Source organism: Candidatus Pelagisphaera phototrophica (assembly GCF_014529625.1).
Lineage (GTDB): Bacteria > Verrucomicrobiota > Verrucomicrobiia > Opitutales > Opitutaceae > Pelagisphaera > Pelagisphaera phototrophica.
This window is the reverse complement of the sequence record NZ_CP076039.1, coordinates 3,234,537-3,247,503: the sequence shown is the minus strand read 5'-3', so window position 1 is coordinate 3,247,503 and position 12,967 is coordinate 3,234,537. Positions and strand designations below refer to the sequence as shown.

Below are 12,967 nucleotides of genomic sequence, written 5' to 3'. Positions count from 1 at the left end.
ATTTCGTGACTCTAAAATTGTAGGGGCACCGCTCTTGAAGGGCGTAGCTTCGGCGAAGACTTTTGTGACGACCATTTTTTGTAGGAGCCCCGACGCGTCGGGGCGATCGACGTCAGGGTCTTTCTCACGCGTTCCGGCGAACTAGGCGGCGACCAGTCCCGTTGGTGTTTCGACAATAGTCGACGCATGACATTCCTTAGTTGGCTTGAGTTCGATGGGAAAAATTTGCTCGGCGAGTAGGATCGGTCCCTCGCTAGGTTTGGCCAGAGGAGGAAGCCCATCCTGAGAAATGACTTCTGATGCGATTGTTTGCGACACGGATAGCGTCAGCCAGCAGGAGACAAGTTTAAGCATGTGTTTAGGTTGTCTCATTGGAATTCGGGTTTAGCTTTTCTAGAATTGCCGCCACTTTGGTGCGATCTTCAGGGTAAAACCGGTTAAACGGTTCCGCCATAAAGTCGTTACACAGTCCCAGTAAGGAGGCGGCGCACTTGGTGCCTTTAATGAAGCGGGACGCATAGTGGCCGATCGCGTAGATTTGGCCCAACGCTTCAATCTTTCTCTGAAGTAGAGAACTCCGTAATTGGTCTTTCGATACGGCGGCGTTGTAAGCATCGACGAAAAGGCGTGGAAAGAGGTTTGCTCCGCCATTGACCCCACCATTGCCACCTAAGGAGATTGACCGGATCAGCTTATCTTCTGGACCGATGAGAAAGGACCAATCGGATCTAAGGGAGCGGAGACTGCATACTTCCGAGTAGTACTCTAGGTCGTCGCTGCTGTCTTTAACTCCGAGGATTCGCTCTTGTCCGGCGAGCGACTTTAGAGTCTCCACCTCGAACCACACCTTCGTGAGAGACGGCATATTGTAGAGCACGGTCGGTAATGCGAGTTCGGCTACAATGTTTTCGACGTACTGGATAAGTTCCGTTTGGCCGGCGGGGAAGTAGTAGGGTGTCGCTAAAACGACGGCATCGGCGCCCGCTTCTGCAGCCACTTGTGACATTTTCAGTGACTCTTCGAAAGCGGTATCGGTTACCGATACGAGAATCGGTACGCGACCTTTCACAATTTCACAGAGACGTTGGACCAGTTCCGCTCGTAGGCGATAGCTCAAATTCGGTCCTTCACCCGTTGAGCCCAGCGCAAACAGTCCATGGATACCGCCCGCAACCATGTGTTCGACCAAACGCTCGAGTCCTTCCACATCCAAGCTATCCCTCCCAAGGAGAGGAGTGATGAGTGGAGTAATGATACCCTCAAGTTTCATGAGAGGAATACGAGTTTGCCTGGGACCCGAAAAATCGAGAAACGAGGACACCCACGACGAGAATGCTCAAGGTGCCGATGACAGGAATTACATATGCATAGAAAGGCGTAAAAGGGAGCAATCAAGACTAAATTGAATCGGCAGGCTGGAAAGCTCGCTGAAAGTCCCCCTTTTCTAAATGTGCTCCATGTTTTTGATGTGTCCGATATTTTGGGTTCGCTCGCCCCACGGCCCTTGTTATTCCGAGATGTTGAGGGAAGCGATCTCCTAAAAGTAACACAGATTTACGAGAGCGCTCAAGCGGGTGGGAAGCTGAGGCTCGATTAGCGGATAATTATTGGCAGAGTTTGTCTTGATAGGGAATTCACGTGCAAACGAATCGCTCAAACGTCGCAATTTTATGGGCACCTTGGTTTTAGGATTATGGAAATTTATTGGAAAGCTCAATATGGAAGATTCAGTGGAATTGGTATTTAAGCTTTTACAAGTATCTCTGATCTGCTCAGGGTGGGTGATATCCCATTTCTTAGTTGTATTGTGGCGAAGGGGCTGGAATTCTGCTGCTTGAATCTCAATTGGAAGTTATTACCTACTTGTCCCTCGCGTATCCAAAATGAAATCCCTACTAACTTTGTTCGTGGCGCTGGTCGTTGGCTCATCGCTCTCAGCCGAAAAACCTAATATACTTTTCATTTTTGCGGATGATCAGTGCTATGAGACGATAGGGGCTCTCGGGCATACTGACATTGATACTCCCAACCTCGACCGACTGGCCAATCAAGGAACCGCGTTTACCCACACCTACAATATGGGAGGTTGGCACGGAGCGATTTGCGTCGCGAGTCGAACGATGATCAATACGGGCCGTTTCCTTTGGAGAGCTCGGGATCTAGAGCCGAATCTGGCCCAAGAAATAAGCAATGATCGGATGTGGTCTCAATTGATGCGCAATGCTGGTTACGAAACGTTTTTTACCGGCAAGTGGCATGTGAAAGCCGATACCGGAGCCATTTTTGACCATGTTTCCCATGTACGTCCGGGAATGCCGGGGCCGGTTTTCTACCCAGAGGCTTATGATCGGCCGATTGAAGGACAGCCGGACCCCTGGTCTCCGACGGATCCTAAGTTTGAAGGATTCTGGGCGGGCGGCAAACACTGGAGCGAAGTTGTGGCGGATAACGCCGAAAACTTCATGAACATCACCAGCGATTCCGATAAACCCTTCTTTATGTATCTCGCCTTCAATGCACCGCATGATCCTAGGCAGGCACCGCAAGAGTATCTCGATCGATATCCTTTGGATCGAATCAAGGTGCCTGAGAATTTTGCCTCGGAGTATCCCTACACCAAAGGGGCCAATGCGGCAGAGATCCGTGACGAAGTGCTGGCTCCGTATCCACGTACGGAATATGCAGTCAAAGTACACCGTCGGGAATACTATGCCATCATCACCCATATGGATGACCAGATTGGGCGAATTTTAGATGCGTTGGAGGCAAGCGGCAAGTCGGACAATACGTATATCTTTTTCACCGCAGATCATGGATTGGCTGTGGGGCACCATGGTTTTATCGGGAAGCAAAACATGTACGAGCACAGCTTGCGTACGCCGTTGCTTGTGATGGGGCCGAAGATTCCTCAAGGAAAGAGGATTGATACTCCAGTCTATTTGCAGGATGTCATGGCTACCTCGCTGGAGCTTGCCAGTATTCCGCAGCCAGAGTATGTGGAATTTAAGAGCCTAATTCCTTTGATTGAAGGGAAACGGGAAGAGCAGTATGACTACATATACGGAGCTTATGAACCGGATAGCCAGAGAGCGTTTATCGCTAGGGGTTTTAAGATGATTTACTACCCTAGAATAGATACCTATCGTCTTTATAATTTGGATACGGATCCCATGGAAATCAATGACTTGGCCAGTGACCCAAGGCATGAGGGAACCCTGATGACCTTGAAGTCCGAGTTTACCTGGTTCAAAGGCCGAATGGCTGATCCTCTTAATTGAGGAGGTCTATCTGTTTTTAAATCTATGGGCTTGCCAATTGCTCAGAAATCCAAGGTAAAATCGCTTTTGCCCACCGAGGATAGTCATCTTCCGATAGGCGGCGGAAGTCGGGCATAACCTCTTTGGACAAAGACTCGTCGGGTTCCAGCAGTGCAGAAGTGATGTCGAGATAGGTGACCCGGTCCCTCGATTCGAGCTGCGAAATGATCCGGTTGATACGATCGATTCCTGATCGAAACATTTGGCGGTTTTTACTACACTGGAGCTTACTGCCTGTCATGGATGAAGAAGGTCGGTTTCAAATAGGCGAGAGTAGAGCACTTGGTGGGTCCCGACTCCATGGTCATAGGGATCAAGTAGTGGATTCGTCACCATCTCTTGTTAGCCTCTAGCTGTTTCGCTATTTCGAACTAGAAGGATCCCCGACTATCTGGGAAACGAGGAGTCCTCGGGAATCGATGCGAAAATTACAAATTAATCTTTTTAATCGCATCGAATATCAATCGCAACTAGATCCTATGGTATGCTCAAAAAAGCCTCGCTATATCTTCTGTCCCTAATGCTTTGCGCGTTTTCCAGTTTCGCCGGTGGCAAGCAAACATGGGCAAAGCCGGGGAAGCTCCTCCTGGAAGAGAACTTCGATTCATCTGAGCTCCCGGAATTGTTTACCGTAGGATTGGGTGATTGGAGTATTGTGGATGGTGCCCTGCGGGGGCGTCAACTAGCGGCGGATAAGCACACGGCATTTCGCAAAATCTATTTGGATCACAAGGACGTTATATACGAATACGATATGAAGCTGGTGGGGGACGGGTTTCATCAACTACTCATCAATTGGGGCCTCGCCCATATTGCTAAGTGCGTGGTACGCTATGACAGTGTGGCTGTTTTTAAGATTCGTGAGAAAGGAAAGCGTGAGCAAATGGTGAGGTTGAAGCATGACCAAGGTTTGGATCCATTGAAGGGCGAATGGAATGAAAAGACCTTTGCCATGAATGAAACTGAGATATCGATTGAAGAGGGCAAATGGCATCATGTGGTAATCGAATTAGTAGATAATACATTGAGCCTGACAGTGGATGGGAAGACAGTCCGAGGGGAGCATGTGGGGTTGTCCGAAAAGAAGAACAATTTTGGCTTTCAGGCGGGAGGTTTTAAAAGTTATACCTACATTGACAATGTTCGCGTTTACGAAGCGGAACTAAAGACGCACTAATAAGTAGAGATTGTGTTTAAAAAAAATAAATCAACAACAATGGCGGGGCATCTTATCCTTAAGCAGCCACGATTCCGTTCTTCTTTTTCGGCTACTTAAGGACAAGCAGCCTTACCTGAACAAACAAATAGAAAGAAAACACCAACATGCCTTTTCGATTTACTGGATTTACCGACGAAGCAGAACGCTCTCTCGACGGACAAATATCGACTCTTCGCGAAGTCGGATGGTCTGCCATCGAGCTGCGGCTGATTGACGGAAAAAGTATCTGTGATTTCACTGATGAAGAGTGGAAGCGAACCTGGGACCGCTTGCAAAAAGAGCAGATTCAGGTGGTCGGCTTTGGCGGGCAGATTGGGAATTGGGCGAGACCTATTGATTCGGATTTTAGTTTAGACATTGATGAATTGAAACGCGTGGCCCCTCGTATGCGTCAAGCGGGAACGAAGTTTCTGCGGATTATGTCCTATCCCAATTCCGAATCCAATCCCTTGAGCCGAAGCGAGTGGCGAATCGAAGCCGTCAGACGATTGAAGGAATTGGCGAAAATTGCGGAAGGCGAAGGAATTATTCTGGGGCACGAGAATTGTAGTGGGTATGGGGAGACGCCTGAAGGCTTCCTGGATATGGTGGAAGTTGTGAATAGTCCGGCCCTCCAGCTGATTTTTGACACCGGAAACAATAGTTTGCACGATAATAACACGGAAGTGACCTGGGACTATTACCAGAAATGCCGTGAGCAGATTACCCATGTTCATATTAAGTGCGCCAAGCCGGGAGAGAACGGGGATGACTTTGTGACCTGTTATGTGGACGAGGATCCCGTGCAAGAGCGGATTTTAAAAGACCTCGAAGCGACCGGTTACGATGGTTGGCTCTCGATCGAGCCGCACATCAAAGCGGCCATACATGCGGGACAGGATGTGGATGATTCCGGAGAAGGGCGGGTCGTTTGGGTGAACTTCGCCAAGGGGCTTGAGGGACTGGTTTCGGAGATAGGATAGGTAAATCTATGTAATCAACCTTTTACTAACCGGATGCGTTCGGTTTCCTTGATTGCATGATCCCGTTTCATTAGATAAAATTCCCGTTATATATTGTATAAAATACTGATATAAAGCAGTTTATAATTAGTTTTTGGTTATGTTTAAGCGATGAAATAAACGCAAACTGCCGTATAGCTGCCACCAAAAGCTTTTTGTCAGCACTATGATAGGAGGCTTTCGCAGCCACTGCTCCCGCTGAAAATGGACAAGGGGGAGGGGGTCGCGGGGGAGACCGCCCTGTAATGTATATGGATCAAGTGCCCCCAGAGAAAATTGTCCCTCAAAGGACTTCTGAAGCTATTCTTAACCCAGCCTGCGCCTAGTAAAGGCAAGAGCCACAACCCCAACTCCGAGAAGAGCTGCTGCGGAGCCTGTGTCGGGGACCGCTGATATCGATGTCGTACCCTGAGGATCGCCATGGTCGCGCTCGCCGCACGGTTGGGCGTGGTTTATGAAAAAAGCCTGTGTACGGAGTTGGCCGACCAATTGGGACGTCCCGTATCCGTTTTAGTTGGGGGTGTCTTGTTTACCTTGGTCGCCTTGTTTCAGTCATCCAATAACATCGCTTTGATTGGAGGGTTGGAGCCCATGCTGGGAGACGATACGCTAGGGGACGGGGCGATGACGGGCATCTTGATGGCGGTAAATTTTCTTATCATCTTTTGCCTGTATTCGTTCAGAAATCTCTACAGTTTCGTTGAAAGAATCATGAAGGTCCTCGTTGGTATCATGATACTGGCGTTCTTGGCTAATATGATTGTGGTCTTCTCAAGTCCTAGAAGCTACGTCCCTTTAATAAGCGACGACGGCCATGAATGGCTTCCGTTGCTCGCGATGATTGGTACGACGTTCTCGGTGGTGGGCGCGTTTTACCATGCCTACTTGGTCAAACAAAAAGGTTGGGGCCTGCACGATATTCAAAAAGGAGTTGCCGATACAGTAGTCAGTATTTCAATACTGTGACTGTTAACCGCGGTCATTTTGCTGACCGCGTGGCGGACGTTCTACGGTCATCCTTCGGCGATCGTCCTTTCTTCGGTAGGGGAGGTGGCCCGCCAGTTGGAGCCGTTGTTTGGCAGCTTTGCCAAGGGGATTTTCTGCATTGGAATATTAGCATGGGCCAAAAGTTCCTTCCTGGTGAACGCAATTATCGGAGGTACCGTAATGTCGGACGCCATAGGAAAAGGGTCGAATTTGAGCGATACCACTCCCCGTCATCTAACGACTCTCGCTCTTGTAGTGGGAATGGGGGTTGCCATCTCCTCCTTGCTAAGAGAGGGCAGCGTCGTGCACTTGATCACATTTGCTCAGGCGCTTACGGTTCTCGGAATTCAAGTTCTAGCGCTGGCCTTACTTTATTTGGGAACCCGTCCACAACTCTCTGGTGAACAGAAAGTGCCACGTTGGATTCTAGCCGTAGCATCCATCGGGTTTCTCTTGTCCTGCGTGCTGGCCTAGATTACGGCTAGCAAGGTATATGAAAAAATCGCTTACACGAATGGAGTTTTAAATGTAATAGCTGGATAGGGAAAGGTTTTCTGAGTATGCTGTGTTTATTGAACTGCGGCTACTTTCTGGTTTTTTGCCGTTTTCAGAATTGTGTGGATAGCCGATAGGTCATCGTTGATGGATTCCCGTTGCGAAAGTCCCCATTCATGGTCATCAAAGCTTACCATGTCCAATTTCATCTGCTCCCTTCTTTTAATTGCTCTCATCGGTCTCCCTTATTTGACAGCGGACGAACGCCCCAATATAATCGTAATCCTCGCGGATGACATGGGATACTCGGATATCGGTTGCTACGGAGGTGAGATTGAAACGCCGAATATCGATGCTCTTGCCGAGAATGGCCTGCGTTTCAAGCAGTTCTACAACAGTGCTCGCTGTTGCCCCACACGCGCTTCGTTGATGACCGGGCTCCATCCCCATGAAACTGGGATTGGCCATATGACGAATCCTCCCGGAACGCTTAATCACGATGCGGGCCCCGACTTTCCTAATTACCGGGGGGTCCTCAACAAAGACTGCGTGACGGTTGCCGAGGTTCTAAAGCCGGCAGGCTACGCCACATTGATGAGTGGCAAGTGGCATCTCGGGATGGACAGGCATGAGTTACGCCCGCTACAGCGGGGCTTTGAGAAGTATTATGGCTGTCTATCGGGCGCGACGAACTTTTTCTATCCGGAGCACCCACGCGGAATGTTCTTAGGGAATGAGCCTATCGAGAATCCGAAGAGTACAACCGACCGACGCTTTTACACGACGGACGCTTTCACCGACTACGCGATACAGTTTCTCTCCGAAGAAAAAGCGGAACAAGACCGGCCATTTTTCCTGTACCTCGCCTATACCTCGCCGCATTGGCCCCTCCACGCCCATCAGGAGGAAGTCCAGAAATATGTGGGTAAATACATGATGGGATGGGATAAGCTCCGCGAGCAGCGGCTCAAAAGGCAAATTGAAATCGGGCTGATTGATCCGAAGTGGAAATTGTCGGAGCGCTATGACGTTGCGTGGGACTCTCTGAATACAGAAAAGCAACGGGAAATGGACATGCGAATGGCTTTCTACGCTGCCATGATTGACCGAATGGATCAGAATATCGGAAAGCTCGTCGAGCACCTGAAAAAGAACGACCAATATGATAATACACTGATCCTCTTTCTGACCGACAATGGTGGCTGTGCCGAAGGGGGCACGCTGGGCGGAAAAACGGATCCGTTCGATTTGGAGAAATGGGAAGCGACCTACGGAGCGGGTCCTAGTTATGGGGGAAATTGGGCGAATGCGTCTAATACTCCTTTTCAAAAGTTTAAGCACTATACGCATGAAGGAGGAATCTCCACACCTCTTGTTGCTCATTGGCCCAAAGGAATAAAGAAAGGCGGTTCTATGGTGGGTGATGCGGCCTATCTTCCAGACTTTATGCCAACCTTCATTTCATTAGCAAAGGCGAAGTACCCGAGCAACTACAGAGGGAATAAGATACCGCCGCTCAGCGGCGTTTCACTTGAAACCATTTTTGAAGGCAAGTCACTTAAGCGAAAAGATCCTCTGTATCTCGAACACGAAGACAATGCAGCCTTGATTCAAGGCGACTGGAAACTCGTGGGTACAAAAGTTTCCGTTTTCGACGGACCCGATGCGAGCAAATGGGAGCTGTATGACTTGGAAAATGACCGGACGGAAACGAACGATTTGTCAGCAACGCATCCCGAGAAGGTTTCCCAGCTTTCCAAGCAATGGCTTGCTTGGGCAAACCAAGTCGGTGTATACCCAAAGCCGTCAAAGAAGAATTTCAAAGACGGCCACAATTAGTGTATAGGAGTGCTCGTAAGCTGCGATCTACGGACAAGAAAATCGTAGGGTAGGGAGGGACTGGCTCAGTCCTTTAGCAAATTGAGGCACAGTCGTAGGACTGAGCCAGTGTGTGCTCCTTTTCCATAATAATCGAAGAACATGACTAATCGAAGGACCTTTATTAAATCTGCGACAGCTAGTGTATTCACTGCGGCTTCATTCCCTAATATTTTTTCGGCAACCTCGTCAAAGTCCTACTTCACTCTTGGAAAGGTTAAAGGGCGATGGCTCTTTAAGGATCCAAAAGGAAACCCGTTTTTTTCAGTCGCCCTAAACCATTTCGATTCCGCTACGCTGCGGTATCCGGAGAATGAACACATTTGGAAAGAGAAGTACGGCAATGACCAGATCCGTTGGATTAAGGAAGGGGTGGTGCCGCATTTGAAGGATTGGGGTTTCAATTCCGTAGGCTGGGTCCAAGAGGTTACCGTGAAGCAGCAGGCCCATTCGGCGAACTGGACATACGAGGAGTATCAGGCCTTGAATATGCCGTACTTCCATATGCTGCCGTTTATCGAAACGCATTCCTGGAACCCATGGCATAAAAACGCCGATCTGCGAAGTTCCGCTTTTGAGGACTGGTGTGATTATGTGGCTCGGAGCAACTGCACGCGTTTTCGTGATGACCCCAATCTGATTGGTTACTGGTACTCGGATTGTCCCACTTGGACTTGGAACAGACCTCACAATAAATGGCGGGGGCCCATGTTCGATCCGGACAAGCTCAAATCCGAAGCGGGCAGGAAAGCGGTCTACGACTTGGCCCGCCACTATTATCAAGTTGCCCACGATGCGATCAAACGCTACGATCCTAATCACTTAATCATGGGAGACCGCTATGAGGCGAATATGCCCTTGCCAATGGAGGTCGTGAATGCCTCCGAAGGCTTAGTTGATGTCATTTCCTTTCAGGATTTCAAAGACCCGGCAACGCATCTAGCGGAATGGCACATGAAGACCGGTCGGCCAGTGCTCTGGGCCGATGGTGCTCAGGGGGTGGAGATACATGATCATACGGGTCGATATCCAACAGATAAGTACAAGGAGAATAGCGGTACTTGGTACTCGGAAATGCTCGAGGGATTGAAAAAGAACAAAGGAGCAGTGGGTGCCCATCTGTGTGGAGCCTATTTACGCAACAGGCAGCGAGCTAGAGGTCTGCTAGGCGAACAAGAAGAGCCGGATACGGAGAATAACAATCTCATTCGCGAGGCCAATCAGGGCATGGCCCAGTGGGTGAAGACCTTCGCTTGAAATGATCCAACTCTCGATACTAAGGGTACGAGTCAGTAAAAGTGATTTCGCAAATGTAGCAGCAGTTTTACACCGCGATCTCGGATCCAGTTAATCGCGGTGTGAACCGCTCCTTTGCTGCGTGCTCTTCAGCTAAGCAGTTGGTTGAAGGTTCATCTTTCAATGGGCTATTCGGAATAGACTAATTAGCAATCCCCGGCCCTCCGGGTCTTCCTCCGCCAGGTCTAGTCCCTTGTCCTCGCCATCGGGAACCGGGCCGTTCCGGTAGAGGGGCGTTAGGATCGTAGTCAGGGTTGACTATGGGAAGTTGGGCGTTCACTGATCGTAGGCGATTGTTCATTACAGCTACGAGCTCTTTCAGTTTCTCAGGATGCGTTTCTGCGAGGTCATTCTTCTCGCCGAGATCTTCATCTAGATTGAATAGCTTGTAGCTGTTGGATTCCCAAAATTTAATTAGCTTTAGGTTTCCGGCGATGATAGCCGTGCTGGGAACAGCGTTGGGTCCATAGAAGTAGTGTGGGAAATGGAAAAGCAAGGGGACACCTTCTCGATCGATTGATTGGGACTTGCTGGTGAGCAGCGATGCGAGGCTTTTCCCTTCTATTTTGTGGGCTACCTTCACTCCGGCCCATTCACAGAAAGTTGGGAAAAGATCACAACCGGTGACTGACTCTCTGCTGTGGCTGTTCGCAGAAATCCCGGGACCTTTGACAATGAAGGGAACTCTAATGCCGCCCTCGTAGAGAGTTGTTTTGCCCATGTTGAGGGGGGCGTTGTTCAAGGGGCCAAACCTCGGATTACTGGGACCGCCGTTGTCCGACATGAAAATCACGTATGTATTGTCGGCGATGTTGAGCCTTTCGAGTTCCGCCATAACGGAGCCAATGCTAACGTCGAGATCCCATGTCATGCCGGCGAAAGCGGAGTCTTTGTGCCGCTCTCCTTTAGATAGCTCTCCGAAGTGGGTCTCGGACTCCGCTTTGGTGGCAGTGGGTCCATGGACAGCGTAGTGAAAGAGCTGAAGGTAGAAGGGCCGATTGGCTTCAACATTTTCCCTCATGAAGGCGATGCCTCTCTCGTTGATTCCAAAAATGTCTTTGGGGTTGTCGGGTCCCGAGTTTGCAGGAGTGTCGTTCGATGTGGAGCCGTCATGAACATCGAATCCATGTTGGCCCGGGTTTCCTTCGCCTAGATGCCATTTGCCAAAGTAGGCACTCGCATATCCAGCCGGCTTCAGTGCTTCGGCGATCGATGTCTCTGATTCTGGAAACTCTTGCAGCTGTCTCGGAGGTCGCATCTTGTGTGCGGGTGATCCCAAACCAGATTCTGGTGAGGTAATGTGGATCTCAGCTGGGGTCTTTCCGGTCAATACCGCCGCCCGGCTGGGTGTGCACATGGCAGCAGGGGCATAACTGGCGGAAAATCGCATTCCCATGGAAGCGAGTTTCTCAAGGTTGGGCGTATGGTAATAATCGCTTTTGGTGCGTGAGTCTCCGGGTATCATTTCTACTGAGGTTCCGGTCCAGCCCATGTCGTCCGCGAAAATGAAGACAAAATTAGGTTTGGCTCCGAAAAGCTGAGTAGACGAGATTGTTAGGGTGATAAGGGCTAGCAGTCGTTTCACAGTGGTGTGGGTAAGAGGGGGTCAAAAAAAATGGTATAATTGGATAGAGGGTGGAAGCACAATCCCTAAATCCAGTACGCATTTCTGCTGCCCAATCGTAGAGCGTATCGGCTATAGAAAATTTGTGTTCACAGATTCGATTCGGGATCGGCTGGGTTAGGGGCTGAGCCAGTGAAAAGACTTCTCGCCTTGAGTATAGGATGGCGCGATAGGGAATTCATTGTCGCTGTACCCGGTTTTGCGTTCCGATCCAAAACGAGACTCAATGAAACTCTACCTGCTATTCCCGCTTATTAGTAGCGTCACTTTTGTAGTGGCGATGCTACTGCTCAAGCGCGCGACAAGCTTCCGGGTCGGGATCTGGCGGACCAGTTTCGTTGTGAATATGGTTACTGCGATAATCTTCCTCGCCCTACTGCCGCTGGGAGGTCCCCCCATTGAGCTTTCTCTATTGTGGCAGCCGCTCCTGGTAGCGGTAGCTTTCTTCAGTGGCCAAGTGCTAACCTTTCTCGCCTTGGAGAAAGGGGACGTTTCCATCGCTACACCCACGATGGGGGTAAAGACGATCAGCGTGGCCTGGTTGAGTGTTCTGGTACTGGGCATTGAAATTCCCTGGGAGCTTTGGCTGTCGGCGGTACTGACATTCGCTGCCATTGGATTGCTGAGTTTTAGACCTGGGCGGAAGTCGATTGAAACGGTTGGTTCCGTCAGAGAGCCGTCTCAAGTGGGTCGGACCATTTTAATCGCCTTGCTGGCCGCAATTTCCTACGCCTTGTTTGACGTGCTGGTGCAAAAGTGGGCCCCTGCATGGGGAGCGGGGAGATTCCTTCCCATCATGCTGGGGATGTGCGGGGGACTGTCACTGGGCTTTATCCCGCTTTTTAAAGAACCCATCCGGGCCATACCTAAAAAGGCCTGGCCATGGCTCGTGGGAGGGGCACTCCTGATGGGGCTGCAGGCCATATCGCTGGTCACTTCGGTCGCACTTTTTGGAGATGCCACTTCGATCAATGTTATTTACAGTGCCCGAGGGCTTTGGAGTGTATTGGCAGTCTGGTTGATCGGTCATTGGTTTCAAAATACAGAGCAGAATCTAGGCGGTGAAGTGATGGGGATGCGCTTGGCTGGCGCCGCAATGATGACCGTAGCCATCGTAGTGACACTAATGAGCTAAATAGTGTGATGCGTT

At 49.9% G+C, this 12,967-nt stretch carries 12 protein-coding genes and 1 pseudogene; 7 read left to right on the top strand and 6 right to left on the bottom strand.

Annotation, left to right across the window (positions count from 1 at the left end):
- Positions 1-141: 141 nt before the first annotated feature.
- Together GA004_RS13925 and GA004_RS13920 are read right to left on the bottom strand one after the other, a co-directional pair.
- Positions 142-372, bottom strand: coding sequence for a hypothetical protein (locus GA004_RS13925; protein ID WP_283394482.1), 231 nt, complete (start codon positions 370-372; stop codon positions 142-144).
- Positions 359-1,270 (bottom strand): dihydrodipicolinate synthase family protein, encoded by a 912-nt coding sequence (locus GA004_RS13920; protein WP_283394481.1) that lies wholly within the window; start codon positions 1,268-1,270, stop codon positions 359-361. Before GA004_RS13920 ends, GA004_RS13925 begins: the two co-directional genes overlap by 14 nt.
- Before the next feature lie 613 nt (positions 1,271-1,883).
- On the opposite strand from GA004_RS13920, the gene GA004_RS13915 reads away from it, so the two are divergent.
- Complete coding sequence (locus GA004_RS13915; protein WP_283394480.1) at positions 1,884-3,278, top strand: sulfatase family protein; 1,395 nt, start codon at positions 1,884-1,886, stop codon at positions 3,276-3,278.
- A 22-nt stretch (positions 3,279-3,300) separates the two neighbouring features.
- Here GA004_RS13915 and GA004_RS13910 read toward each other — a convergent pair whose 3' ends face one another.
- The gene (locus GA004_RS13910; protein ID WP_283394479.1) at positions 3,301-3,519 is read right to left on the bottom strand and encodes an SGNH/GDSL hydrolase family protein; all 219 of its coding nucleotides are present in this window, start codon (positions 3,517-3,519) and stop codon (positions 3,301-3,303) included.
- A 282-nt stretch (positions 3,520-3,801) separates the two neighbouring features.
- On the opposite strand from GA004_RS13910, the gene GA004_RS13905 reads away from it, so the two are divergent.
- Both GA004_RS13905 and GA004_RS13900 read left to right on the top strand, forming a co-directional pair.
- The gene (locus GA004_RS13905; protein WP_283394478.1) at positions 3,802-4,494 is read left to right on the top strand and encodes a LamG-like jellyroll fold domain-containing protein; all 693 of its coding nucleotides are present in this window, start codon (positions 3,802-3,804) and stop codon (positions 4,492-4,494) included.
- Positions 4,495-4,640: 146 nt separating this feature from the next.
- Positions 4,641-5,498 (top strand): sugar phosphate isomerase/epimerase family protein, encoded by an 858-nt coding sequence (locus GA004_RS13900; RefSeq protein ID WP_283394477.1) that lies wholly within the window; start codon positions 4,641-4,643, stop codon positions 5,496-5,498.
- A 345-nt stretch (positions 5,499-5,843) separates the two neighbouring features.
- Here GA004_RS13900 and GA004_RS18265 read toward each other — a convergent pair whose 3' ends face one another.
- Positions 5,844-6,026: a VPDSG-CTERM sorting domain-containing protein gene (locus GA004_RS18265; protein WP_425492871.1), complete on the bottom strand. Its 183-nt coding sequence runs from the start codon at positions 6,024-6,026 to the stop codon at positions 5,844-5,846.
- Here GA004_RS18265 and GA004_RS13895 point away from each other — a divergent pair.
- A pseudogene (locus tag GA004_RS13895) lies at positions 5,958-6,998 on the top strand (NRAMP family divalent metal transporter). The gene GA004_RS18265 and the pseudogene GA004_RS13895 overlap by 69 nt on opposite strands.
- A 95-nt stretch (positions 6,999-7,093) precedes the next feature.
- On the opposite strand, the gene GA004_RS13890 reads toward GA004_RS13895, so the two are convergent.
- On the bottom strand, positions 7,094-7,228 hold the full coding sequence (locus GA004_RS13890; RefSeq protein ID WP_283394476.1) for a hypothetical protein: 135 nt from the start codon (positions 7,226-7,228) through the stop codon (positions 7,094-7,096).
- Between GA004_RS13890 and GA004_RS13885 the strand changes: the two genes are divergently transcribed.
- Together GA004_RS13885 and GA004_RS13880 are read left to right on the top strand one after the other, a co-directional pair.
- Positions 7,215-8,858: an arylsulfatase gene (locus GA004_RS13885; protein ID WP_283394475.1), complete on the top strand. Its 1,644-nt coding sequence runs from the start codon at positions 7,215-7,217 to the stop codon at positions 8,856-8,858. The genes GA004_RS13890 and GA004_RS13885 overlap by 14 nt on opposite strands.
- Positions 8,859-8,999: 141 nt before the next feature.
- The gene (locus tag GA004_RS13880; RefSeq protein WP_283394474.1) at positions 9,000-10,154 is read left to right on the top strand and encodes a glycoside hydrolase 5 family protein; all 1,155 of its coding nucleotides are present in this window, start codon (positions 9,000-9,002) and stop codon (positions 10,152-10,154) included.
- Between the two features lie 181 nt (positions 10,155-10,335).
- Here GA004_RS13880 and GA004_RS13875 read toward each other — a convergent pair whose 3' ends face one another.
- The gene (locus tag GA004_RS13875; protein WP_283394473.1) at positions 10,336-11,778 is read right to left on the bottom strand and encodes a sulfatase; all 1,443 of its coding nucleotides are present in this window, start codon (positions 11,776-11,778) and stop codon (positions 10,336-10,338) included.
- A 265-nt stretch (positions 11,779-12,043) separates the two neighbouring features.
- On the opposite strand from GA004_RS13875, the gene GA004_RS13870 reads away from it, so the two are divergent.
- The gene (locus GA004_RS13870; RefSeq protein WP_283394472.1) at positions 12,044-12,952 is read left to right on the top strand and encodes a DMT family transporter; all 909 of its coding nucleotides are present in this window, start codon (positions 12,044-12,046) and stop codon (positions 12,950-12,952) included.
- Positions 12,953-12,967 lie beyond the last annotated feature (15 nt).